This window comes from Streptomyces tricolor (genome assembly GCF_002155905.1).
Taxonomy (GTDB): Bacteria; Actinomycetota; Actinomycetes; order Streptomycetales; family Streptomycetaceae; genus Streptomyces; species Streptomyces tricolor.
The window spans coordinates 13,773-38,242 of the sequence record NZ_MUMF01000101.1; the positions used below are offsets into that span (position 1 = coordinate 13,773).

Annotated in this window: 16 protein-coding genes; 8 read left to right on the plus strand and 8 right to left on the minus strand. The window is 68.7% G+C overall.

All coding sequences use genetic code 11. The annotated features are described in order from the left end of the window. The first annotated feature begins 263 nt into the window (after positions 1-263). Both rpoB and CCN44_RS08495 read left to right on the plus strand, forming a co-directional pair. Positions 264-3,749, plus strand: a complete 3,486-nt coding sequence (gene rpoB / locus CCN44_RS08490) for a DNA-directed RNA polymerase subunit beta (protein ID WP_086697260.1) — start codon at positions 264-266, stop codon at positions 3,747-3,749. 99 nt (positions 3,750-3,848) lie between these two features. Next, positions 3,849-7,748: a DNA-directed RNA polymerase subunit beta' gene (locus CCN44_RS08495; RefSeq protein WP_059252040.1), complete on the plus strand. Its 3,900-nt coding sequence runs from the start codon at positions 3,849-3,851 to the stop codon at positions 7,746-7,748. A 56-nt stretch (positions 7,749-7,804) separates the two neighbouring features. Here the strand turns inward: CCN44_RS08495 and CCN44_RS08500 are convergent, their stop codons facing one another. From CCN44_RS08500 to CCN44_RS08525, 6 genes are all read right to left on the minus strand, one after another. Beyond that, complete coding sequence (locus tag CCN44_RS08500; RefSeq protein ID WP_272935046.1) at positions 7,805-8,839, minus strand: M48 family metalloprotease; 1,035 nt, start codon at positions 8,837-8,839, stop codon at positions 7,805-7,807. A gap of 43 nt (positions 8,840-8,882) precedes the next feature. After that, the gene (locus tag CCN44_RS08505; protein ID WP_086697261.1) at positions 8,883-9,392 is read right to left on the minus strand and encodes a Pycsar system effector family protein; all 510 of its coding nucleotides are present in this window, start codon (positions 9,390-9,392) and stop codon (positions 8,883-8,885) included. Next, positions 9,389-10,405, minus strand: a complete 1,017-nt coding sequence (locus tag CCN44_RS08510) for a hypothetical protein (protein ID WP_086697262.1) — start codon at positions 10,403-10,405, stop codon at positions 9,389-9,391. The genes CCN44_RS08505 and CCN44_RS08510 overlap by 4 nt, the downstream gene beginning before the upstream one ends. A gap of 37 nt (positions 10,406-10,442) precedes the next feature. After that, positions 10,443-12,554 (minus strand): hypothetical protein, encoded by a 2,112-nt coding sequence (locus CCN44_RS08515; RefSeq protein ID WP_086697263.1) that lies wholly within the window; start codon positions 12,552-12,554, stop codon positions 10,443-10,445. After that, positions 12,551-13,282: a hypothetical protein gene (locus CCN44_RS08520; protein ID WP_167403956.1), complete on the minus strand. Its 732-nt coding sequence runs from the start codon at positions 13,280-13,282 to the stop codon at positions 12,551-12,553. Before CCN44_RS08520 ends, CCN44_RS08515 begins: the two co-directional genes overlap by 4 nt. 137 nt (positions 13,283-13,419) lie before the next feature. Further along, a complete protein-coding gene (locus CCN44_RS08525) occupies positions 13,420-14,136 on the minus strand; it encodes a Crp/Fnr family transcriptional regulator (protein ID WP_086697264.1) in 717 nt (238 codons plus the stop codon). A 423-nt stretch (positions 14,137-14,559) separates the two neighbouring features. On the opposite strand from CCN44_RS08525, the gene rpsL reads away from it, so the two are divergent. From rpsL to CCN44_RS08555, 6 genes are all read left to right on the plus strand, one after another. Beyond that, positions 14,560-14,931 (plus strand): 30S ribosomal protein S12, encoded by a 372-nt coding sequence (rpsL, locus tag CCN44_RS08530; RefSeq protein WP_003948652.1) that lies wholly within the window; start codon positions 14,560-14,562, stop codon positions 14,929-14,931. Between the two features lie 2 nt (positions 14,932-14,933). Further along, positions 14,934-15,404 carry a 30S ribosomal protein S7 gene (gene rpsG, locus CCN44_RS08535; protein WP_003998848.1) on the plus strand — a complete coding sequence of 157 codons (471 nt, stop codon included), beginning with the start codon at positions 14,934-14,936 and terminating at the stop codon, positions 15,402-15,404. Positions 15,405-15,443: 39 nt separating this feature from the next. Beyond that, positions 15,444-17,570 carry an elongation factor G gene (gene fusA / locus CCN44_RS08540; protein WP_059252045.1) on the plus strand — a complete coding sequence of 709 codons (2,127 nt, stop codon included), beginning with the start codon at positions 15,444-15,446 and terminating at the stop codon, positions 17,568-17,570. Between the two features lie 155 nt (positions 17,571-17,725). Next, positions 17,726-18,919: an elongation factor Tu gene (tuf, locus tag CCN44_RS08545; protein ID WP_030778468.1), complete on the plus strand. Its 1,194-nt coding sequence runs from the start codon at positions 17,726-17,728 to the stop codon at positions 18,917-18,919. 95 nt (positions 18,920-19,014) lie between these two features. Further along, positions 19,015-19,722, plus strand: coding sequence for a hypothetical protein (locus tag CCN44_RS08550; RefSeq protein ID WP_086697265.1), 708 nt, complete (start codon positions 19,015-19,017; stop codon positions 19,720-19,722). A gap of 113 nt (positions 19,723-19,835) precedes the next feature. After that, complete coding sequence (locus CCN44_RS08555) at positions 19,836-22,880, plus strand: glycosyl hydrolase 115 family protein (RefSeq protein ID WP_167403957.1); 3,045 nt, start codon at positions 19,836-19,838, stop codon at positions 22,878-22,880. On the opposite strand, the gene CCN44_RS08560 is transcribed toward CCN44_RS08555, so the two are convergent. Together CCN44_RS08560 and CCN44_RS08565 are read right to left on the minus strand one after the other, a co-directional pair. After that, positions 22,871-23,461 carry a Uma2 family endonuclease gene (locus CCN44_RS08560; RefSeq protein ID WP_059252049.1) on the minus strand — a complete coding sequence of 197 codons (591 nt, stop codon included), beginning with the start codon at positions 23,459-23,461 and terminating at the stop codon, positions 22,871-22,873. The genes CCN44_RS08555 and CCN44_RS08560 overlap by 10 nt on opposite strands. A gap of 52 nt (positions 23,462-23,513) precedes the next feature. Then, positions 23,514-24,290 carry a helix-turn-helix domain-containing protein gene (locus CCN44_RS08565; protein WP_086697266.1) on the minus strand — a complete coding sequence of 259 codons (777 nt, stop codon included), beginning with the start codon at positions 24,288-24,290 and terminating at the stop codon, positions 23,514-23,516. Positions 24,291-24,470: the final 180 nt, after the last annotated feature.

The following is a 24,470-nucleotide window of genomic DNA, read 5'->3' on the forward strand; positions in this document are numbered from 1 at the left end:
CGTTGAGGGCGGCATGCCGAGGGCGTTGACAGAGGCGTTGAGCACAACGAGGGTCTTCGAAAACCCGCACTGGACATCAGTGTGCCAAGTGGCTACACTGACCCTTTGCGCTGCCTGTTAGCTGTCCCCTGCCCGTCACCAGGGGTCTGCCCTCACTCGAGCACAGTCGACCGAAGCCCCCCTGACCTGGGGTTTCCGTCCCTGTGTACGGGAGAGGGACCGGTACGCGCGTAGTGAGTCCGAGCCCTCGGAAGGACCCCCTCTTGGCCGCCTCGCGCACTGCCTCGACCGCGAATACGAACAACGGCGCCAGCACCGCCCCGCTGCGCATCTCCTTTGCAAAGATCAAGGAGCCCCTCGAGGTTCCGAACCTGCTCGCGCTGCAGACCGAGAGCTTTGACTGGCTGCTCGGCAACACCGCCTGGCAGACTCGGGTCGAGGAGGCTCTGGAGAACGGTCAGGACGTCCCCACCAAGTCCGGTCTGGAGGAGATCTTCGAGGAGATCTCCCCGATCGAGGACTTCTCCGGGTCGATGTCGCTGACGTTCCGGGACCACCGCTTCGAGCCGCCGAAGAACTCGATCGACGAGTGCAAGGAGCGCGACTTCACGTACGCCGCCCCGCTCTTCGTCACCGCCGAGTTCACCAACAACGAGACCGGTGAGATCAAGTCCCAGACGGTCTTCATGGGCGACTTCCCGCTCATGACGAACAAGGGCACTTTCGTCATCAACGGCACCGAGCGTGTCGTGGTGTCGCAGCTGGTCCGTTCCCCCGGTGTCTACTTCGATTCCACCATCGACAAGACGTCCGACAAGGACATCTTCTCCGCCAAGATCATCCCGTCCCGGGGTGCCTGGCTGGAGATGGAGATCGACAAGCGCGACATGGTCGGTGTCCGCATCGACCGCAAGCGCAAGCAGTCGATCACCGTGCTGCTGAAGGCGCTCGGCTGGACGACCGAGCAGATCCTCGAGGAGTTCGGCGACTACGAGTCCATGCGCGCCACCCTGGAGAAGGACCACACCCAGGGCCAGGACGACGCGCTGCTCGACATCTACCGCAAGCTGCGTCCGGGCGAGCCCCCCACGCGTGAGGCCGCGCAGACGCTGCTCGAGAACCTCTACTTCAACCCGAAGCGCTACGACCTCGCCAAGGTCGGCCGCTACAAGGTCAACAAGAAGCTGGGTACGGACACCCCGCTGGACGCGGGCATCCTGACCGTCGAGGACATCATCGCGACGATCAAGTACCTGGTGAAGCTGCACGCCGGCGAGACCGAGACGGTCGGTGACAACGGTGAGACGGTCGTCGTCGAGACCGACGACATCGACCACTTCGGCAACCGTCGTCTGCGCAGCGTCGGCGAGCTCATCCAGAACCAGGTCCGTACGGGTCTGGCGCGTATGGAGCGTGTCGTCCGCGAGCGCATGACGACCCAGGACGTCGAGGCGATCACGCCGCAGACCCTGATCAACATCCGGCCGGTCGTCGCCTCCATCAAGGAGTTCTTCGGCACCAGCCAGCTGTCCCAGTTCATGGACCAGAACAACCCGCTGTCGGGTCTCACCCACAAGCGCCGTCTGTCGGCTCTTGGCCCGGGTGGTCTCTCCCGTGAGCGGGCCGGCTTCGAGGTCCGTGACGTGCACCCGTCGCACTACGGCCGTATGTGCCCGATCGAGACGCCGGAAGGCCCGAACATCGGTCTGATCGGCTCGCTCGCCTCCTACGGCCGGGTCAACGCGTTCGGTTTCGTCGAGACCCCGTACCGCAAGGTCATCGACGGCCAGGTCACCGACGAGGTCGACTACCTGACCGCCGACGAGGAGGACCGCTTCGTCATCGCGCAGGCCAACGCGCCGCTGACCAGCGACCTCCGTTTCGAGGAGAACCGCGTGCTCGTCCGCCGCCGTGGCGGCGAGGTCGACTACGTCGGCCCCGAGGACGTGGACTACATGGACGTCTCGCCGCGCCAGATGGTGTCGGTCGCGACCGCCATGATCCCCTTCCTCGAGCACGACGACGCCAACCGTGCCCTCATGGGCGCGAACATGATGCGCCAGGCCGTTCCGCTCATCCAGGCGGAGGCCCCGCTCGTCGGCACCGGCATGGAGTACCGCTCCGCCGTCGACGCCGGCGACGTCGTCAAGGCCGAGAAGGCCGGTGTGGTCCAGGAGGTCTCCGCGGACTACATCACCACCGCCAACGACGACGGCACGTACATCACGTACCGCCTGGCCAAGTTCGCCCGCTCCAACCAGGGCACCTCGGTCAACCAGAAGGTCATCGTCAACGAGGGCGACCGTGTCGTCGAGGGCCAGGTCCTCGCCGACGGCCCGGCCACCCAGAACGGCGAGATGGCGCTGGGCAAGAACCTGCTCGTGGCGTTCATGCCGTGGGAGGGTCACAACTACGAGGACGCGATCATCCTGTCGCAGCGCCTCGTGCAGGACGACGTCCTCTCCTCGATCCACATCGAGGAGCACGAGGTCGACGCCCGTGACACCAAGCTCGGCCCCGAGGAGATCACCCGGGACATCCCGAACGTCTCCGAGGAGGTCCTCGCCGACCTGGACGAGCGCGGCATCATCCGCATCGGTGCCGAGGTCATCGCCGGCGACATCCTCGTCGGCAAGGTCACCCCGAAGGGTGAGACCGAGCTGACCCCCGAGGAGCGCCTGCTGCGCGCGATCTTCGGTGAGAAGGCCCGTGAGGTCCGTGACACCTCGCTGAAGGTGCCGCACGGCGAGACCGGCAAGGTCATCGGCGTGCGCGTCTTCGACCGCGAGGAGGGCGACGAGCTGCCGCCGGGCGTGAACCAGCTGGTCCGCGTCTACGTCGCGCAGAAGCGCAAGATCACCGACGGTGACAAGCTCGCCGGCCGTCACGGCAACAAGGGTGTCATCTCGAAGATCCTGCCGATCGAGGACATGCCGTTCCTGGAGGACGGCACCCCGGTCGACATCATCCTCAACCCGCTGGGTGTGCCGTCCCGAATGAACCCGGGACAGGTCCTGGAGATCCACCTCGGCTGGCTCGCCAGCCGCGGCTGGGACGTCTCCGGCCTCGCGGACGAGTGGGCCCAGCGCCTGCAGGCCATCGGCGCCGACAAGGTCGCCCCGCGCACCAACGTCGCGACCCCGGTCTTCGACGGTGCCCGCGAGGACGAGCTGGCGGGTCTGCTGCAGCACACCATCCCGAACCGCGACGGCGAGCGCATGGTCCTCCCGTCCGGCAAGGCGCGGCTGTTCGACGGCCGCAGCGGTGAGCCGTTCCCGGACCCGATCTCGGTCGGCTACATGTACATCCTGAAGCTGCACCACCTGGTCGACGACAAGCTGCACGCCCGTTCGACCGGTCCGTACTCGATGATCACCCAGCAGCCGCTGGGTGGTAAGGCCCAGTTCGGTGGCCAGCGGTTCGGTGAGATGGAGGTGTGGGCCCTCGAGGCCTACGGCGCCGCGTACGCCCTCCAGGAGCTGCTGACCATCAAGTCCGACGACGTCACCGGCCGCGTGAAGGTCTACGAGGCCATCGTCAAGGGCGAGAACATCCCTGAGCCCGGCATTCCCGAGTCCTTCAAGGTGCTCATCAAGGAAATGCAGTCCCTGTGCCTCAACGTGGAGGTGCTGTCCTCGGACGGCATGTCCATCGAGATGCGCGACACCGACGAGGACGTCTTCCGCGCTGCGGAGGAGCTCGGTATCGACCTGTCCCGGCGCGAGCCGAGCAGCGTCGAAGAGGTCTGACGGGAGTCCGGCGGTGCCCCTGACCCACCAGGGGCCCCGCCGACCCCCAGGCCCCCGTACAGACCACAGACTTACGACCCTGAGAGGGATTGACGCATAGTGCTCGACGTCAACTTCTTCGACGAGCTCCGGATCGGCCTGGCCACCGCTGACGACATCCGTCAGTGGAGCCACGGCGAGGTCAAGAAGCCCGAGACCATCAACTACCGCACCCTCAAGCCCGAAAAGGACGGACTCTTCTGCGAGAAGATCTTCGGTCCGACCCGGGACTGGGAGTGCTACTGCGGCAAGTACAAGCGCGTCCGCTTCAAGGGCATCATCTGCGAGCGCTGTGGCGTCGAGGTCACGCGCGCCAAGGTGCGCCGTGAGCGGATGGGCCACATCGAGCTGGCCGCGCCCGTCACCCACATCTGGTACTTCAAGGGTGTCCCCTCGCGCCTCGGCTACCTGCTGGACCTGGCGCCGAAGGACCTTGAGAAGGTCATCTACTTCGCGGCGTACATGATCACGTACGTCGACGAGGAGCGCCGTACCCGCGACCTGCCCTCCCTGGAGGCGCACGTCTCGGTCGAGCGCCAGCAGATCGAGAACCGCCGGGACGCCGACCTGGAGGCCCGCGCCAAGAAGCTCGAGACCGACCTGGCCGAGCTGGAGGCCGAGGGCGCCAAGGCCGACGTGCGCCGCAAGGTGCGCGAGGGTGCCGAGCGCGAGATGAAGCAGCTGCGCGACCGCGCGCAGCGCGAGATCGACCGCCTCGACGAGGTGTGGAACCGGTTCAAGAACCTCAAGGTCCAGGACCTGGAGGGCGACGAGCTGCTCTACCGCGAGCTGCGGGACCGCTTCGGCACGTACTTCGACGGCTCGATGGGTGCCGCGGCGCTGCAGAAGCGCCTGGAGTCCTTCGACCTCGAGGAGGAGGCCGAGAAGCTCCGCGAGATCATCCGCACCGGCAAGGGCCAGAAGAAGACCCGTGCCCTCAAGCGGCTGAAGGTCGTCTCCGCGTTCCTGCAGACCTCCAACAGCCCCAAGGGCATGGTCCTGGACTGCGTCCCGGTCATCCCGCCGGACCTGCGTCCGATGGTGCAGCTGGACGGTGGCCGCTTCGCGACCTCCGACCTGAACGACCTGTACCGCCGTGTCATCAACCGCAACAACCGCCTGAAGCGCCTTCTCGACCTCGGTGCGCCCGAGATCATCGTGAACAACGAGAAGCGCATGCTCCAGGAGGCCGTCGACGCGCTCTTCGACAACGGCCGTCGTGGTCGCCCGGTCACGGGCCCCGGCAACCGTCCGCTGAAGTCGCTGTCCGACATGCTGAAGGGCAAGCAGGGTCGCTTCCGGCAGAACCTGCTCGGTAAGCGAGTCGACTACTCGGCGCGTTCCGTCATCGTCGTCGGCCCGCAGCTGAAGCTGCACCAGTGCGGTCTGCCCAAGGCCATGGCGCTGGAGCTGTTCAAGCCGTTCGTGATGAAGCGCCTGGTCGACCTGAACCACGCGCAGAACATCAAGAGCGCCAAGCGCATGGTGGAGCGCGGCCGCACCGTCGTGTACGACGTCCTCGAAGAGGTCATCGCCGAGCACCCGGTGCTGCTGAACCGTGCTCCCACCCTGCACCGCCTCGGCATCCAGGCCTTCGAGCCGCAGCTGGTCGAGGGCAAGGCCATCCAGATCCACCCGCTCGTCTGCACCGCGTTCAACGCGGACTTCGACGGTGACCAGATGGCCGTGCACCTGCCGCTGTCCGCGGAGGCGCAGGCCGAGGCCCGCATCCTGATGCTGTCCTCGAACAACATCCTCAAGCCGGCCGACGGCCGTCCGGTGACGATGCCGACCCAGGACATGGTCCTCGGTCTGTTCTTCCTCACCACCGACGGCGAGATGCGTGACGTCAAGGGCGAGGGCCGCTCGTTCGCGTCCGTGGCCGAGGCGATCATGGCGTTCGACGCCGGCGAGCTGTCGCTGCAGTCGCGCGTGGACATCCGCTTCCCGGTGGGCACCATCCCGCCGCGCGGCTGGACCCCGCCGGCGCGCGAGGAGGGCGAGCCGGAGTGGCAGCAGGGTGACAGCTTCCGCCTGAACACCACGCTGGGCCGCGCGCTCTTCAACGAGCTGCTGCCCGAGGACTACCCGTTCGTCGACTACGAGGTCGGCAAGAAGCAGCTCTCCGAGATCGTCAACGACCTCGCCGAGCGCTACCCGAAGGTCATCGTGGCGGCGACGCTCGACAACCTGAAGGCGGCCGGCTTCTACTGGGCGACCCGTTCCGGCGTCACCGTGGCCATCTCCGACGTCGTCGTCCCCGAGGCGAAGAAGGAGATCGTCCGCGGCTACGAGGCGCAGGACGAGAAGGTCCAGAAGCAGTACGAGCGCGGTCTGATCACCAAGGACGAGCGCACGCAGGAGCTCATCGCGATCTGGACCAAGGCGACCAACGAGGTCGCCGAGGCGATGAACGACAACTTCCCGAAGACCAACCCGATCTTCATGATGGTGAACTCGGGTGCACGAGGCAACATGATGCAGATGCGTCAGATTGCCGGTATGCGTGGTCTGGTGTCGAACGCGAAGAACGAGACGATCCCGCGGCCCATCAAGGCCTCGTTCCGTGAGGGTCTGTCCGTGCTGGAGTACTTCATCTCCACGCACGGTGCCCGTAAGGGTCTGGCGGACACCGCTCTGCGTACCGCCGACTCGGGTTACCTCACCCGTCGTCTGGTCGACGTCTCGCAGGACGTCATCATCCGCGAGGAGGACTGCGGCACCGAGCGCGGTCTCAAGCTGCGGATCGCCGAGCGCGGCGCCGACGGCGTGCTGCGCAAGGCGGACAACGTCGAGACGTCCGTGTACGCGCGCTGCCTCGCCGAGGACATCGTGGTCGACGGCCAGGTGCTGGCCCCGGCCGGCACCGACCTGGGCGACGTCCTCATCGAGGAACTGGTCTCCCGCGGCGTCGAGGAGGTCAAGACCCGCTCGGTCCTGACCTGCGAGTCCGCCGTCGGTACCTGCGCGATGTGCTACGGCCGTTCGCTGGCCACCGGCAAGCTGGTCGACATCGGTGAGGCGGTCGGCATCATCGCCGCCCAGTCCATCGGTGAGCCCGGTACCCAGCTGACGATGCGTACCTTCCACACCGGTGGTGTGGCCGGTGACGACATCACCCAGGGTCTGCCCCGTGTCGTCGAGCTCTTCGAGGCCCGTACCCCGAAGGGCGTCGCCCCGATCTCCGAGGCCTCCGGCCGCGTGCGGATCGAGGAGACCGAGAAGACCAAGAAGATCGTCGTCACCCCGGACGACGGCAGCGACGAGACGGCGTACCCGATCTCGAAGCGTGCCAAGGTCCTGGTCCGCGAGGGCGACCACGTCGAGGTGGGCCAGCAGCTCACCGTGGGTGCCACCAACCCGCACGACGTGCTGCGCATCCTGGGTCAGCGTGCCGTCCAGGTCCACCTGGTCGGCGAGGTCCAGAAGGTGTACAACTCGCAGGGTGTGTCGATCCACGACAAGCACATCGAGATCATCATCCGGCAGATGCTCCGCCGCGTGACGATCATCGAGTCCGGCGACGCCGAGCTGCTGCCCGGTGAGCTGGTCGAGCGCTCGAAGTTCGAGACCGAGAACCGTCGTGTGGTCCAGGAAGGCGGTCACCCGGCCTCGGGTCGTCCGCAGCTGATGGGTATCACCAAGGCCTCGCTGGCGACGGAGTCCTGGCTGTCGGCCGCCTCCTTCCAGGAGACGACCCGAGTCCTGACGGACGCGGCGATCAACGCCAAGTCCGACAGCCTCATCGGCCTCAAGGAGAACGTCATCATCGGTAAGCTCATCCCGGCCGGTACGGGTCTGTCCCGCTACCGCAACATCCGGGTCGAGCCGACCGAGGAGGCCAAGGCCGCGATGTACTCGGCCGTCGGCTACGACGACATCGACTACTCGCCGTTCGGCACGGGCTCCGGCCAGGCCGTTCCGCTGGAGGACTACGACTACGGTCCGTACAACCAGTAAGGCGTACGTCCACTGAAGGGCGGTCACCCCACGGGGTGACCGCCCTTCGGCGCGTTTCAGCGCCGGTTCTCCAGTCGCTTCTGAAGGCAGTGGAGGTGGTGCAGGCGGGTGTGGACATCCGGGTGATCGTCCAGTAGGCGCGCGGTGATCGATTCTTTTGTGGCGGGGATGCCGCGCCCCCTGGGAGCGGCATACGGCCTGCTCTTGCGCTCGTGCTCCTGGCTGAGCACGTCCATGAGCTGTGCTCCGAAGCCCAGAACGGCGGCATGCTCGTCGGCCCGGAGCTCGGAGCGCCGGGAGACGGCAGCTGCCAGGTAGGGCGTGGCCAGCGGGAGGAAAACGAGCCCGTAGGTCGAGGTGGCCAGGACGATCACGGCGGCCCCGAAGAGGCCGACGACGACGATCGCGGCACCTGCCGAAAGACGCTCGACGCGCGTGGCCAGCCGGAGCAGCAGTCGCCAGGCGAGCCGGCCGGGCAACGCGTACCAGAAGGTCAGGAGCGAGGCCCAGGAGTGGCCGCGGGTGTGGTGCCCCAGCTCGTGGGCGAGGACACCGGCGAGCTGGGCCGGCGGGAGGGTGCGTAGGGCGTGACTGGTCACGCCGACGATGTGACCGGCTGTCGCCATGGCGTTGATGCCGTGGCTGTCCTCCACCCACAGTTGGTAGGCGTCGCCGTCGACGCCGGCTCGCGCGGTGACCTCACGCCACACCGCCCGCAGCGGTACCGCTTCCTTCGGCGTGGGGTGGCGTAAGCCGAACAGCAGACGGGCCATGAGGCGCTCGCAGGGACGGTGGAAGACGAGGGCACCGCTGACGGCCCAGCCGCCGAGCGTGACCCACCAGGGCGGACCACCGAGGATGTCGACGGCGTACGAGGCGGTGAAGACCAGGGTGAGGCCGGCGAGGACATGGGGAACGTGGAGGGCCAAGCCGACCACAGCCGTGATGTCCACGCCGCGCTGACGGGCAGCGATATGGACCCGGCCGGTGCGGAACAGGGGATCGTCGTGCGCGGGAATCGCCGAGGCGGTGTCCGAGGCATCGCTGAATGAGACGGGCTCGGACTCCTCTGCCTCGTGGGGAACGGACAAAGCGCTTCCTTCCGAAGGCTGGCGGGCATGGGGACGGGGCGTCTCAGGCGAGGAGCAGTGAGCCGGGGAGCAGCAGTGCGGCAGCGGCGAAAGCGACCAGCCCCCGGCGGATCCACAGGTGTTTGCGCGCGGCGATACGGCTGGCCTCGGTGAGGGCGAGGAGTACGGCCCGTAAGGGGTCCTGGCCGGTGTCCGCCAGCGCCGTGGTCAGCTCTCCGGTCCGGGCAGCACGCTGGATGTCCCCGAAATAGGTCAGCGGGCGGCCGGGCTCCCAACGGTCGATCCCGTCACGGGGGACGACCGCCAGGAGCAGTGCGAAGAGCGCGATGACCAGGCAGAGCGCTCCGGTCCACCACAGGAGACTGACGGCCGGCGGTGCGCGGTGTGCATGTCCGGCCGGCAGTACGGCGAGGGCGCCGTTCGTCAGGCCGAGCACGCCGACGAGGACGGCGGCTTTGGCGTCCGCCCGGGTGATCTCGGCGCGCAGATCAGCGAGGAGCCGTGCACCCGCCTGCACCTGGGGACTGTTCCATGCGGAGGGCGCTGAGGTCATGCGTCCGGCTCCGGCCACCCCTTGGGCAGAGGGCGGCTGGGTGTCTCCGCCGGTGTCTCGGGGGCATGCCCAGGGGCCGTGGTCCGCAGGAGGGCGGCCATCCGCTCGGCGATCAGCTGATGGGGGACTTCCATCTGGTAGTCCTCCAGCCGGTTCTTCTCCAGGGCCTGGTCGATGAGATGCAGCTGGTTCTGCACCAGTTGTGCCTGCTCTTGGCTGAGGTGGGTCAGGACCAGCGAGGTGTCGTCGGGGTGCGCGGCCAGGTGCAGGGCGAGGGCGGCGATACCGCCCTTGGCCAGCTGCTCCGCGTAGAGGGTGATCCTCTCGCTGTGGCGCGTGGCCTCGAGCCGCTGGCGGAGCAAGGACGCCTCGTGCTCCGGCTGTACGGCTTCGGCCTCGTGTCGTGCGGTACGCAGCCTGGTCTGGTGGGACCGCTCAGCGGCATCCCGCCGCAGGCGTATGGCCCAGTCGACCCGCAGCCCCTGTTCACTGCCGATGTCCGAGGCTCCCACCGCCCGCTGCACGGACTGTTCGGCCCCGGCACTCGCCTCGATGGGGTGCCTGCGGGAGGCGGCCCGCATCACCGGCAGCAGTGCACGGGTGATGAGGCCCGGCACGTCGCGCTCCTTGCTCTGGACGAATCGCTCTGCGACGGCGACACGCCACGTCACATCGGCGGTGGCCTCGAACTCGAAGCTGTCGACGAGGCTGGGCAGCGGCACTCGCAACCGGAAGGTGTGCGGACCGGTGTCCACCTCGTACAAGGCGACATAGCGCCGTACGGACGTGGGGCGGTCGGGCGGGAGAAAGGTGTCGTACACGCCCTTGCGGGTGACGCAGACCAGAGCGTGATCGATCCGGCCGGTGAAGCGACGGCCGCCGAGCCGGAAGCGCGGCAGCTGCCAGACGGTACGCACGGGGTCGGCGTCCAGCCGATACGGATCAGAACGCTCCGGCTCCTGGCGGAACCAGTCGAGCCGCTCGCACGAGGGCTCGGAGGTCATTTCTTCCATGGTCGGTCTCCTCTGCCTCGAAGTGGCCGTCCGGGCATCAGCGGCCGGACAGGTGGTTCAGCAGGCGCGCGGCGGTCGGCGAGGGAGTCACCCGGGAATCGCGGAGGGTGCGCAGGAGGTGGCTGACGCGGCCGTTGTTGGTCGGCTCGGTGGAGATGTGCCCGAGCAGGGAGGCCAGAGCCGGCTCGGTCTCCGGCCTGCTGTCCGCCCTGCGCACCCAGGTGCCGAGGGTGCGCAGTGCTCGCTCACTGCACTCGCGGTCGGACAGCAGCGCTTCCCAGAAGGCGGTCAGGTGCCCGGCCGTGGCCAGGTCGTCGTCGGCGAGAGCTGCCGCGTACCAGTGCAGGATCAGCGGGCCCCCATCGGGCTCCTCCGTCTGCTCGCAGGCCTGCAGGAAGGCGAGGACCGCGTAGGTGCGGACCGTGCGTTCGCTGCCGAGGCGTTCGGCCAGCGCCCTCAGCACAGGCTCCCGCACGGCGAGGAGCAGCACTTCGAGGGCGTCGGCGAATTGCCGGGCCTCTTCGGTGAGTTCCTCGTCCTCGTATGCCGGGCTCTGCCGCTGGCGGATGGCGTTCAGGAGGACGTCCAGGGTTTCTTCCGGCACCACCGGCCCCAGCAGGCCGTAGGCGCGGATGGCTGTCCAGCGGCGCCGCTCGGCGTCCCCGGTGCACCAGTCCCGCAGAACCGGCAGCACAGTGGGGACCTTCAGCAGGTGGGCCAGGGTGAGGGCGTTGGCCGCGGTGAGCCAGGAGCCGGGGTCCGGGGCGTCCGCCCACGGTTCGATGAGGTGGGCCATGGCGGACGAGAAATCGGCCTCGGCGAGCAGGGCGGCCGTCGAAGCCGCCCGGGTGCGTACGAGGGGCCGGCCGTCCCCGGCGAGCTGTTTGATCCACTTGACGAGGGCGGTCCGGGCGGAGGGATGGAGGTTCCACACTGCCTCCAGCAGCGCCTTGGACATGCGCTCCTCCCGGAATTCGGCGATGAACTGGCCCACCACGCCCCACTCGGTGACCTCCGTGCCCGCGTAACCGTGCGCGTGGGCGAGCCCCAGCCGGTCCTCGCGGGAGCTGCCGAACACCGGGATGACCGGCGACTGGCGGGGATCGGCCGTGGCCTGCAGCCGGGTGTAGAGCACGTCGGCGAGCTCGGCGGTCACCGCGTACGGTGCCTTGTCGAAGACGGCGAGCGAGATGAGGAACGCCTTGTCGCGCAGCTTGCGCTGGTCGTCGGTGAGCCAGCGGGCGACCTGCGCCTCGACGGCCTGCTCGCTGAAGGAGGCCAGGGACCCTTCGTCGGCCTCTCCCCGGTGCACGGCGATGAGCCGCAGGGCGAACTCCTCGATCGCGGCCGGCGGGTGCTGCCGCGCAAGGAACTCCTTGACCGGAGCGAGCCCGCACAGTTGCTGCCAGGCGACGTCCCCGACGCGGGGCGTGACGTGGGCGTCCAGCATCTCCTCGGCGGGTGGTGGCGTCCACCGAACGAACGGAACGTCGTCCAAGGCGGCCGATGGCTCCACGGTGATCACCAGGTGACCCCCGGAACGCTCCAGCCGTTCACGCAGACCGATCAGGTGAGACTCGCGCAGCGGGTTGCTCCTGGGGGCGGCGAAGTTGCTCAGGAGGTATCCGTCCGCGCTGTCCAGATGGGCCAGCAGTGCGGACAGCGAGCCGGGCTGGACGATTTCCCGCACCGTATTGCCTGCCACGCGGTGCAGCAGCATGAGCGCGGCGGACCGGCGGCCGGAGTCCCGCCCACCGGACAGCACCACGACCTTGTCGGTACGGAGCCGGGCGAGCGCCTCGTCGAAGCTCGGGCAGCCGCGGAAGACGTCCGCCAGCTCCGCGATCTTCTCCGGGCGCACCACGCCGGCGAAGGGTTCGGAGTGTTCGGCGGACACGCCGAAGTAGTTGTTCACGTCGCCGTGGACCGTGCCGCCGCTGACGCCGAACTGGTCGCGGCCGACCTGAGTGGCGGAGGCGGAGCGGTCCAGAGACATGACGAACGACGGGCCGTGCTGGATCAGCGCCTTGCGCGCCACCCAGGCCTTCTGCCGCTGCCGTTCCCCTGCCTGGTCCTCCGCCGCCTCCTCGGCTTCCTGAGGGGGCTGTTCCTCGGCCGGCGCGGCGGCGGCCGGCGTCTCCTGGCTCATCCGCGGGCACCCCGGCCGGGGCGGTCGAACCGGAGATCACCGTGCACGGTGCCGCCGGTGACGCCGTACTGGTCCCCGGCCACGCTGGTGTGGGAGACCGATGTGCCGGCGGCGGCCTCCGGGGGAGGGGAGCCGGGCAAGCCCCGCGCCGCGGCCTGGGCCGGGCCGCCGTGCAGCCAGGCGACCGTCGGTCCTTCCTTCGTGTCCACCGTGACGCGGTGGAAGTCGTCGGGGCGGACGCCCAGTGGGCCGTGCCGGACCACGCCGTCATATACGCCGTCGGACACACATAGCACGCAGTCGCCGTCCCGCTGCTTCAGTGCGGTCCGCAGGACATCGGCGTTCAGGAGGCGTACCGCGTGGTTGAGGTCCGAACCGACCCAGCCGTTCAGCTCATCGACGGCCACATAACCCGAGGACAGAACGATGCGCAGGCGCATCTTGGCGCTGCTGGCGAGCAGGCGGTTCTTGCTGTGGAGCAGGGAGGGCGTCTCGGTCAGCAGCGTCTTCACGAGGGTGGGGACGGAGACCTGGGTGTCGATGAGTTCCATGACGGAGTCACCGCGGTCGGCGCGCAGGGCTGCCGTCTCGTCCACGTCGGCGGCGACCAGGGTGGCGTCGACGACGTCGTAGAGGACCCGGCGCAGGTACGCCTGCTCCACGTCGTCGCGTGAGCCGAATTGCTCGATGTCGAAGAGCAGGATCGTGCGGTACACGGGATCGGTCATGTCTGCCTCTCGTACTCGGGGTGTGTACCGGCACGATGACGGCCGGACGCCGAGCGGCGGAGGGTGGATGACGCGGACGAACTGTGACCGTGTGCACAGACAGGACGCGACCAGGTGTGCGCCCGACCGGCGCCGCGTCAGGCCGCGCCCTCGCCGGCGATGCGGCGCAGCACGTCGGGGCGGAGTACGACGATGCGCCGCCGTCGCGTGACGAGGACCTCCCGGGCGCGCAGCTCCTTGAGGAGCCGGGCCACCGCTTCCCTGGAGGAGCCGACCGAGCCGGCGAACTCCTGCTGGCTGAGGCCGATGGTGAGTGCGATGCCTTCGTCGGTTCGGGTGCCGTGTGTGCGGACCAGTTCCAGCAACAGGACGGCCAGCCGCTCCCGCACGGTGAGGGCGGCCCACTGCAGCCGGCGACGGTCGGTGGACCGCTGCCGGTCGGTGGTCAGGCTCAGCAGCTGAAGCGCAACCCGGGGATTCTCCGCCAGAAAGGCGGTGAAGCGGCCCTGCTCGACCACCACCGCCTCCACCGGCTCCAGGGCGGTCACCGTCGCCGCGCGGTACCGGCCGCTGAGGGCCGCACCCTCGCCGAGGATGTCACCAGGCCCCCGCAGGGCGAGCAGAGCCTCGTAGCCGTTGGCCGCGGCGGCAGTGACCTTGGTCCAGCCGTGCAGCACGAGCACGACATGGGCGGAGGGCTCCGCCTGGTGCATGAGGACGGTCCGGGCCCCGTACCGCAGCGGCCGGCCGGTCGCCAGCAGGGCGACCCGGTCCTCCTTCTCCAGCCGCGCGAGAAAGGGCACGGCGTCGTCGAAACCGTCATCGTCCCACGCCCGCGTGCGCCCCCCGACCATCGCGTCCTCCCGTGCTCCGCCGAGCCGCTGCCAGAAGCAACCAGTCAACGTACTCGAAGTGCTCAGGAGAGAAACCCGTGACAACCGGCCGAGCCACCGAGGGCCGGCCGGGCACCGGCTCGGATAGTGGATTCGAAGATCACGTAGGGTACGTCGGCTTGACATACTCCGCAGCCCGAGGCCTCCGAACCCCATTTGTTTTGACCACAGCGAATGAGGTAGGTACGCTCAGACCTTGTGCCTGGGGTGTGCCCTGGCTCCTGTGTGTGCCTGTAAACCGCATGGCGAGCCGTGACCGGCCACCGTAATCTGCGCCCTTTTCGCCCTGCGGCGGGAGTCTGGCGGATTCGACACACCCGACCGCGTGGGTCGGCGACGTTCCAGGTTAGCTGTACCCATCGGCACACAGAAACCGGAGAAGTAGTGCCTACGATCCAGCAGCTGGTCCGTAAGGGCCGGCAGGACAAGGTCGAGAAGAACAAGACGCCCGCACTCGAGGGTTCCCCTCAGCGTCGTGGCGTCTGCACGCGTGTGTTCACGACCACCCCGAAGAAGCCGAACTCGGCCCTGCGTAAGGTCGCGCGTGTGCGTCTGACCAGCGGGATCGAGGTCACCGCTTACATTCCGGGTGAGGGACACAACCTGCAGGAGCACTCCATCGTGCTCGTGCGCGGCGGCCGTGTGAAGGACCTGCCGGGTGTTCGCTACAAGATCATCCGTGGCTCCCTCGACACCCAGGGTGTCAAGAACCGCAAGCAGGCCCGTTCCCGCTACGGCGCCAAGAAGGAGAAGTAAGAATGCCTCGTAAGGGCCCCGCCCCGAAGCGCCCGGTCATCATCGACCCGGTCTACGGTTCTCCTCTGGTCACGTCGCTCATCAACAAGGTGCTGCTGAACGGCAAGCGCTCCACCGCCGAGCGCATCGTCTACGGCGCCATGGAGGGCCTGCGCGAGAAGACCGGCAACGACCCGGTCATCACGCTGAAGCGCGCTCTGGAGAACATCAAGCCGACCCTCGAGGTCAAGTCCCGCCGTGTCGGTGGCGCCACCTACCAGGTCCCGGTCGAGGTCAAGCCCGGCCGTGCCAACACCCTGGCGCTGCGCTGGCTGGTCGGTTACTCCCGCGCCCGTCGCGAGAAGACCATGACCGAGCGTCTCCTCAACGAGCTTCTCGACGCCTCCAACGGTCTCGGTGCGGCCGTGAAGAAGCGCGAGGACACCCACAAGATGGCCGAGTCCAACAAGGCCTTCGCGCACTACCGCTGGTAGTCGCTACCCCATCGAGAACCGAGAGAAGACTGAAGCCTTATGGCTACCACTTCACTTGACCTGGCCAAGGTGCGCAACATCGGCATCATGGCCCACATCGACGCGGGCAAGACGACCACCACCGAGCGGATCCTGTTCTACACCGGTGTGTCTTACAAGATCGGTGAGGTCCACGACGGCGCTGCCACCATGGACTGGATGGAGCAGGAGCAGGAGCGTGGCATCACGATCACCTCTGCTGCCACCACCTGTCACTGGCCGCTGGAGAACGTCGACCACACCATCAACATCATCGACACCCCGGGGCACGTCGACTTCACCGTCGAGGTGGAGCGCTCCCTGCGTGTGCTCGACGGTGCCGTGACGGTGTTCGACGGCGTCGCCGGTGTTGAGCCCCAGTCCGAGACGGTGTGGCGTCAGGCGGACCGCTACGGCGTTCCGCGTATCTGCTTCGTCAACAAGCTCGACCGGACCGGTGCCGAGTTCCACCGCTGCGTCGACATGATCAGCGACCGCCTGGGTGCGCAGCCGATCGTCATGCAGCTGCCGATCGGTGCCGAGGCCGACTTCAAGGGTGTCGTGGACCTGGTCCGCATGAAGGCGCTCGTGTGGTCCGCCGAGGCGACCAAGGGCGAGATGTACGACATCGTCGACATCCCGGACACCCACACCGAGGCTGCCGAGGAGTGGCGCGGCAAGCTGCTCGAGGCCGTCGCGGAGAACGACGAAGAGATCATGGAGCTGTACCTGGAGGGCGAGGAGCCTTCCGAGGAGCAGCTGTACGCCGCGATCCGTCGTATCACCATCGCCTCCGGCAAGGGCACCGGCACCACCGTGACCCCGGTGTTCTGCGGTACCGCGTTCAAGAACAAGGGCGTCCAGCCCCTGCTCGACGCGGTCGTGCGCTACCTGCCCTCCCCCGTTGACATCGAGGCCATCGAGGGCCACGCGGTCAACGACCCGGAGGAGGTCGTCCGCCGCAAGCCGTCCGACGAGGAGCCGCTGTCGGCGCTGGCGTTCAAGATCATGAGCGACCCGCACCTCGGCAAGCTCACCTTCGTCCGGGTCTACTCGGGCCGCCTGGAGTCCGGCACGCAGGTGCTGAACTCCGTCAAGGGCAAGAAGGAGCGCATCGGCAAGATCTACCGCATGCACGCCAACAAGCGTGAGGAGATCGAGTCGGTGGGCGCCGGCGACATCGTCGCCGTCATGGGCCTGAAGCAGACCACCACCGGTGAGACGCTGTCCGACGACAAGAACCCGGTCATCCTGGAGTCCATGGACTTCCCGGCGCCGGTCATCCAGGTCGCCATCGAGCCCAAGTCGAAGGGCGACCAGGAGAAGCTGGGCGTCGCGATCCAGCGCCTCGCCGAGGAGGACCCGTCCTTCCAGGTTCACTCGGACGAGGAGACCGGCCAGACCATCATCGGTGGTATGGGCGAGCTGCACCTCGAGGTGCTGGTCGACCGTATGCGCCGTGAGTTCAAGGTCGAGGCCAACGTCGGCAAGCCGCAGGTGGCGTACCGCGAGACGATCCGCAAGGCCGTCGAGCGCGTCGACTACACCCACAAGAAGCAGACCGGTGGTACCGGTCAGTTCGCGAAGGTGCAGATCGGCATCGAGCCGCTCGAGGGTGGCGACACCTCGTACGAGTTCGTGAACAAGGTCACCGGTGGTCGTATCCCGAAGGAGTACATCCCTTCGGTCGACGCCGGTGCGCAGGAGGCCATGCAGTTCGGCATCCTGGCCGGCTACGAGATGACCGGTGTCCGTGTCATCCTCCACGACGGTGCCTACCACGAGGTCGACTCCTCCGAGCTGGCCTTCAAGATCGCCGGTTCGCAGGCCTTCAAGGAGGCCGCGCGCAAGGCCAGCCCCGTGCTGCTCGAGCCGATGATGGCCGTCGAGGTCACCACGCCCGAGGACTACATGGGTGAGGTCATCGGTGACATCAACTCCCGCCGTGGCCAGATCCAGGCCATGGAGGAGCGGGCCGGTGCCCGCGTCGTGAAGGGCCTCGTGCCCCTCTCGGAGATGTTCGGCTACGTCGGCGACCTGCGCAGCAAGACGTCCGGCCGCGCCAGCTACTCCATGCAGTTCGACTCCTACGCCGAGGTTCCGCGGAACGTCGCCGAGGAGATCATCGCGAAGGCCAAGGGCGAGTAACGGACCTCGCGTCCACGCCGTAGGCTTGACTCCGGAGCCTCGTGGGGCAAACAACCGCATCACGGATGTTTGCCCCCGGGATCCGGGACATCCAGCAAAGATCACCTGGCGCCGATGAAGTAAGGCGTACCAGAACCACTCCCAGGAGGACCCCAGTGGCGAAGGCGAAGTTCGAGCGGACTAAGCCGCACGTCAACATCGGCACCATCGGTCACATCGACCACGGTAAGACGACCCTCACGGCCGCCATTACCAAGGTGCTGCACGACGCGTACCCGGACCTGAACGAGGCCACCCCGTTCGACAACATCGACAAGGCGCCCGAGGAGCGTCAGCGCGGTATCACCATCTCCATCGCGCACGTCGAGTACCAGACCGAGGCGCGTCACTACGCCCACGTCGACTGCCCGGGTCACGCGGACTACATCAAGAACATGATCACCGGTGCCGCGCAGATGGACGGCGCGATCCTGGTGGTCGCCGCCACCGACGGCCCGATGCCGCAGACCAAGGAGCACGTGCTCCTGGCCCGCCAGGTCGGCGTTCCGTACATCGTCGTCGCCCTGAACAAGGCCGACATGGTGGACGACGAGGAGATCCTGGAGCTCGTCGAGCTCGAGGTCCGTGAGCTCCTCTCCGAGTACGAGTTCCCCGGCGACGACGTTCCGGTCGTCAAGGTCTCCGCGCTCAAGGCCCTTGAGGGCGAGCAGGAGTGGGTGGACTCCGTCCTCAACCTGATGAAGGCCGTCGACGAGTCGATCCCGCAGCCGGAGCGCGACGTCGACAAGCCGTTCCTCATGCCGATCGAGGACGTCTTCACCATCACCGGTCGCGGTACGGTCGTCACCGGCCGTATCGAGCGTGGTGTCCTCAAGGTCAACGAGAACGTCGACATCATCGGCATCAAGCCGGAGAAGACCTCCACCACGGTCACCGGCATCGAGATGTTCCGCAAGCTGCTCGACGAGGGCCAGGCCGGTGAGAACGTCGGTCTGCTCCTCCGTGGCATCAAGCGCGAGGACGTCGAGCGCGGCCAGGTCATCATCAAGCCGGGCTCGGTCACCCCGCACACCGAGTTCGAGGCGCAGGCCTACATCCTCTCCAAGGACGAGGGTGGCCGCCACACGCCGTTCTTCAACAACTACCGTCCGCAGTTCTACTTCCGCACGACGGACGTGACCGGCGTGGTGACCCTCCCCGAGGGCACCGAGATGGTCATGCCGGGTGACAACACCGAGATGAAGGTGGAGCTCATCCAGCCCGTCGCCATGGAAGAGGGCCTGAAGTTCGCCATCCGTGAGGGTGGCCGCACCGTGGGCGCCGGCCAGGTCACCAAGATCGTCAAGTAAGTTCCGCTTGCTTGAGGGTCACTGCCTGACCTAAGGGGAGGCCCGTACGACTGAGGTCGTACGGGCCTCTTCGCATATCCGAAGGGCCGTTCTGGATGTCGATACGCGAAGGGCGGCTGCGGGCGGCCGTCCCCTGGCTGGCCGCGGCGGCCGTGGTGCTCTACGGCGGGTGGAGCATGCTTCCGCGGGGCGGTCCGGAAGAGACGGGCCCGGCCCGGGCCGTCGGCCTCCCGGGCGGCGGAGTCTCCGCCGGCGACCACTGCGGGGAGAAGGGCTACCACCACTTCCCGCTGCCCGCGGCGGCCACCTCGCCCGCGCCGCGGCCCGCCGACCCGCGGGCGCCCGGCCCGCGGCTCGCGCTCGGCTCGTACGGCTACGAGAAACTGTCCGCCCGCACACCGGGCCGCTTCACCGTGAGCCTGCTCTTCGCGCCGGGCGCGAAGGGGGCGCCGAAGCCGTCGCGGACGCTGGGCGGCGAGGGGGTCGCCGTCGAGATCGAGGGCCCGCACGGACTGGTCGCCGGCGCCCATGGCCTGCCGGTGACCTGGGCGTCCCCGGCGCGGCCCGACGACGCCGACCAGACGCCCCTCGACCCTGGCGGCGGCGCCGCTGCCGAGGTCTCCCTGCCGCTGGCGGCCCTGTGCCCCGGACACGACCCGGAGACGGTGATGGAGAGGCTCCTGGCGCCGATCGACTCCTCGAACACCATTACCGGCCAGCCGGCCTACACCCTGACCGTGTCCCTCCGCGGTCCGGACGGGGACCTCCTCAGCGCCGGAAACCTCGTCCCCCTCGACCCCTGACCACCCTTCGAAACTATTCGGCGCCGACGACCCGTTCCCCCCACCGCTCCCTCCCTCCACTATTTGTCATGCCGCTGAGCAAATAGGAGCGAAGCACGAGTGGAGGGGGACGCATGTCTGTGGCGCGCAGGACCGTGCTGGGGACGGGGCTCGCCGCCGTACCCGTACTGACCTCGTCGGCCGCCTGGGCCGGGGGCCGGGACGGGGGAGGTGACGACCTGGTCGTGACGGAGCCCGGGGGGTACATCTCCTTCTCGGGCGGGGCGTTCTCCCTGGTCGGCGCGCCCGTGGTGGTGAGCCCCGAGGACCACCCCGGAGTCGTACGGGTCGCGGGTGACCTCCGGGACGACCTCGCGCGCGTGACCGGCGTGCGGCCGGGCGGCACGATCGCCCGCTTCCCGGTGCTGCTCGGCACGATCGGCCGCAGCCCGCTGATCGACGGACTGATCCGCTCCGGGAAGCTCGACGTCTCGGGTGTGCGGGGCCGGTGGGAGACCTCGCTGCAAACGGTCGTGGACCACCCGATGCCCGGCGTGGAGCGGGCCTTCGTCGTCGCGGGCAGCGATCCGCGGGGGACGATCTTCGGGGCGTACGACGTCTCGTACGGCATCGGTGTCTCGCCCTGGTACTGGTGGGACGACGTGCCGCCGGCGCGCCGCGACCAGGTGTGGGTGAAGCGGGGCCGCTTCACCCAGGGGACCCCGGTGGTGAAGTACCGGGGCGTCTTCATCAACGACGAGAACCCGGCGCTCGGCACCTGGGCCCCGGCCTATTTCGGCCCCGGGAAGGCCCCGGGCCACCCCGGCGGCTTCACCGCCGACTTCTACGCCAGGGTCTTCGAGGTCCTGCTCCGCCTGAAGGGCAACTACCTCTGGCCGGCGGTGTGGGGGCGGGCGTTCGCGGAGGACGACCCGGAGAACCACCGCCGGGCGGCCGAGTACGGCATTGTCATGGGCACGTCTCACGAGGCGCCGATGATGCGCGGCATCGAGGAGTGGAACCGGCACGCCGGCTCCGGGACCGACCCCTACGGGGGCACGGGCGTGTGGTCGTACCGCCGCAACGCGGACGCGATCCGCGCCTACTGGCGCGCCGGCATCCAGCGCATGGTGGACCAGGGCTTCGAGGGCGTCGTCACCCTCGGCATGCGCGGCAACGGCGACACCAGCCTCCCGGACGGCGACGGCATCGAGCTGATGCAGCAGATCATCGCCGACCAGCGCCGCATCATCGAGGAGGTGACCGGCAAGCCGGCCGCCGAGACCCCCCAGGTCTGGACCCTCTACAAGGAGGTGCAGCGCTACTGGGACCGCGGCCTGCGTGCACCGGACGACGTCACCGTGGTCCTCACCGACGACAACTGGGGCAACATCCGCAAACACCCGGACGGACCGCGCTCCGGCGGCTACGGCCTCTACTACCACTTCGACTACGTCGGCGCCGGCCGCAACTACAAGTGGGTGGACACCGCCAACCTCAGCAACGTCTGGGAGCAGCTCCACCAGGCGCACGCCCACGGCAACCACGGCCTGTGGGTGGCCAACGTCGGCGACCTGAAGGGGAACGAGGTGCCGACGGAGTTCTTCCTCAGTTACGCGTGGAACCCCGACGCCCTGCCCCTGGAGCGCCTCGGCGCGTGGGAGGAGCGCTACGCCCGGCAGAACTTCGGCGAGGCGCAGGCGAAGGAGATCGCCTCGCTGCTCGCGACGTACGGCCGGCTCCAGGCCCGCCGCAAACCGGAGCTGCTGAACCGCCGCATCACCCTCGCCGGCGACCGGGTGGTCTACGACGACCGGCAGACCCCCTACTACTTCGCGCACCGGGAGCTGGAACGGGTCACCGAGGAGTGGCGCGCGCTGGGCCGCCGCGCGGAACGCGTCGAACGCCGACTGCCGGCGGAGTTGCGGGACGCGTGGTTCGAACTGGCCGGTTACCAGATGACGGCGACCGCGAACCTCTACGCGCTGCGCGAGGCGGAGTTCACCAACCTGCTGTACGCGGCGCAGGGCCGGGCGGCGACGAACGACCGCGCGGCCCGGGCCGAGGCGGGCCTCGACCGTGACCTCGCCCTCGCCGACCGCTTCAACTCGCGCGTGGCGAACGGCAAATGGCGGGGCTTCCAGACCCAGCCGCACATCGACTACGGAGACGTCGAGCGCTACGGCCCCGACGCGGGCTGGCAGCAGCCGGAGAAGGACAACGTCGCACTGCCGGACGTGCTGTTCCCCGCGGTACGGCGCATCGAGGTGCCTCAGGCGGCCGAGCTGGGCGTCTCGGTGGACGGGGCGGAGGACGCGGGGGAGTGGTGGCCGGGAGGCGCCTCGGGGGAGGCCGTCCTGCCGCCGTTCAGCCCGTACCAGACCCGCCCCCGGCAGTACGTGGAGATCTTCAACCGGGGCCGTACGCCCTTCCCCTACGAGGTCTCCGTCTCGGCGCCGTGGCTGCGGGTGGACCGCCCGCGCGGCCGGGTGGAGCAGCAGGTGCGCCTGGAGGTGGAGGTGGACTGGTCGCGGCTGCGGGCCGACCGGGCGGAGGCGACCCTGACCGTGCGCGGCGCGGGGGCGTCGGTGGTGGTGCGCTGCGTGGCGGAGCGCCCGTCGGGTGTGAAGGCGCGGGGCTTCGTGGAGGCCGGCGGCTACGTGGCGATCGACGCCGGGCACTACGATCGCGCGGTCGGGCAGTGGCGCCGTATCGACGGCATCGGCCGGACCGGGGCGGGCATGACCCCGTGGCCGGTGACGTCCCCGAGCCGCACCCCCGGCGGCTCCTCACCCCGCCTGGAGTACGAGGTGACCCTGCTGTCCGCCCCCGGCGAGGTGACGGTCTGGGCGTACCTCTCCCCGCGCAACCCGGCCCTCCCCGGGGTCTCGGGCCTGCGCTACGGCATCTCCCTGGACGACGGCCCGATCCAGACCGTCGACATCACGGCGGGCGCGGACGACGGCGCCCTGAACACGGTGTGGGCCCGCAACACCTCGGACAACGTCAACCGCACGGCCACCCGCCACACCGTGACGTCACCCGGCGTCCACCGGCTGAGGTTCTGGATGGTGGATCCGACGGTGGTGGTGCAGCGGCTGCTGATCGACACGGGCGGGTTGCCGGAGCTGTATCTGGGGCCGGAGGAGAGTCGGAGAGCGGGGGACGGTCACCCGTAGAGCGGCAGACCTTCCGTCGAGATCGTCCAGTCGGCGATCGTCACGTCCTCGCCGTAGACGAAGTCCTTGCGGGTGGCGTAGCGGGGGCCGTCCGGGGTGGGGTGGATGTCCGTGAAGACGGCGCCGGTACCGGTGCGGGGGTCGAAGACCGCGTAGACGGGGATGCCCATCAAGGGGTAGTCGCGGACCTTGCCCACCCAGTCGTTCTCCGGGTTGGAGCGGGAGACGATCTCGATGGCGGCGAAGACGGTACGGGGGTCGGCGGAGCCTTCGACGCCGAGGTCGGCCCAGGCGATCACGATGACATCGGGGTGCCGCAGGATGTTCTCGGGCTCGTCCTCCACGTCAGGCGTGCCGGTGTGGGCCAGCAGCTCGTCCGGCATCACCTTTTCCAGACGGCGGCTGAGGTGCGCGGCCGTGACCTCGTGCGGCCCCCCCGGCGACATCATGTCGTGAACGATCCCTTCCTTGGTGATCTCGAATTTCCCCGGGACGGCGTCGCCCATCGACTGAACGACGTCCCGCATGGTCCGGTACAGGTGGGAAGCGCCCTGCCGAGAGTTGTCCGCTGCGATGGTCATGGCGCTCGCTCCTCGTCGTCTGTGCCCAGGGGCAAGGATCGTCGCTTTCATGCTAGGCGGCCTCCTGGAGGTCGGTCCGGCAGTCGCGGCAGTGGCCGGGGTGCGGGGCTCGGAAGGCGCGGTCGCAGCCGTCGCAGGTCTGGAGGGGGTGCCGGGCGGCCGGGCGGGCCAGGGGTTCCCGTGGCAGGCCGGTGGTCAGGGCCTCGCGTACGGCCGTGGGCGGAAGGTCCCGTTCCAGCCAGGCCGCGACGCCGGGTGCGAGGTGTTCGGTGTCCGTGGCGGAGAGGAGTAGGCGGGGGTCCCTGCGGCGCAGGCCGGCGAGGACCTCGGTGGCCGTCTGGAGGAGAGCGGGGGAGGGGTACACGGGCTTCGGTACGGCGGGGAGGGCCGTCCGGCGGGTCTGTTTCCGCCGGGGTGCGGGCGTGGGTCCGGACGCCTCACGTCGGCGACCCGGCTGGTTGCAGGAGATCGTGCGGGTGACGATCCGGCCGCCGGGGACGCGTGCGCGTTCGCGCCGCAGGTAGCCGTGGGTCTCCAGTTCCCGCAGGGCGGCGGCGATACGGGTCGCTCCCTCGGGGAACCGGGCGGCGAGGGTCTTGATGTCGACGCGGGCGCCGGGCGGCAGCGACTGGATGTGGCAGGCCAGTCCGATCGCGAGGAGGGAGAGGTCGGCGTGCTGGGTGAGGTGGTTGCCGATCACCGTGAAGCGGGCGGTGTGGCGGGTGTGCTCGTGGATGAGCCCGCCGGTGCGAGGGCCCCGGTTCGGGTGCTTGTTGCCCGCAGAGCGGGACTGGGCGTGCGGGGGCACGCTAGGGTGCTGCGTATCCATCGGGAAGCTGCTTTTCCTCGGTGGTCAGGCCCTCGCACTGGGATCGCTACTCCCGGCGAGGGCCGTCGTATGTCTGCGGTTGTGTCGCGCCGAGCGTAAGACACGCAACCGGTCCGAAATCCAGCCGAGTTGGGCAGCTTCACCCAGGCGGGTGAGTGCCCGCCGTGGGCGGGAGGGGTG

What these genes read in the sequence shown, in the direction of transcription:
- CCN44_RS08505 (WP_086697261.1), bottom strand. Translation starts at nt 9,392, where the DNA reads ATGACCTCAGCGCCCTCCGCATGGAACAGTCCCCAGGTGCAGGCGGGT.
- CCN44_RS08510 (WP_086697262.1), bottom strand. Translation starts at nt 10,405, where the DNA reads ATGGAAGAAATGACCTCCGAGCCCTCGTGCGAGCGGCTCGACTGGTTC.
- CCN44_RS08515 (WP_086697263.1), bottom strand. Translation starts at nt 12,554, where the DNA reads ATGAGCCAGGAGACGCCGGCCGCCGCCGCGCCGGCCGAGGAACAGCCC.
- CCN44_RS08520 (WP_167403956.1), bottom strand. Translation starts at nt 13,282, where the DNA reads ATGACCGATCCCGTGTACCGCACGATCCTGCTCTTCGACATCGAGCAA.
- CCN44_RS08525 (WP_086697264.1), bottom strand. Translation starts at nt 14,136, where the DNA reads ATGGTCGGGGGGCGCACGCGGGCGTGGGACGATGACGGTTTCGACGAC.
- rpsG (WP_003998848.1), top strand. Translation starts at nt 14,934, where the DNA reads ATGCCTCGTAAGGGCCCCGCCCCGAAGCGCCCGGTCATCATCGACCCG.
- fusA (WP_059252045.1), top strand. Translation starts at nt 15,444, where the DNA reads ATGGCTACCACTTCACTTGACCTGGCCAAGGTGCGCAACATCGGCATC.
- CCN44_RS08550 (WP_086697265.1), top strand. Translation starts at nt 19,015, where the DNA reads ATGTCGATACGCGAAGGGCGGCTGCGGGCGGCCGTCCCCTGGCTGGCC.
- CCN44_RS08555 (WP_167403957.1), top strand. Translation starts at nt 19,836, where the DNA reads ATGTCTGTGGCGCGCAGGACCGTGCTGGGGACGGGGCTCGCCGCCGTA.
- CCN44_RS08560 (WP_059252049.1), bottom strand. Translation starts at nt 23,461, where the DNA reads ATGACCATCGCAGCGGACAACTCTCGGCAGGGCGCTTCCCACCTGTAC.
- CCN44_RS08565 (WP_086697266.1), bottom strand. Translation starts at nt 24,290, where the DNA reads ATGGATACGCAGCACCCTAGCGTGCCCCCGCACGCCCAGTCCCGCTCT.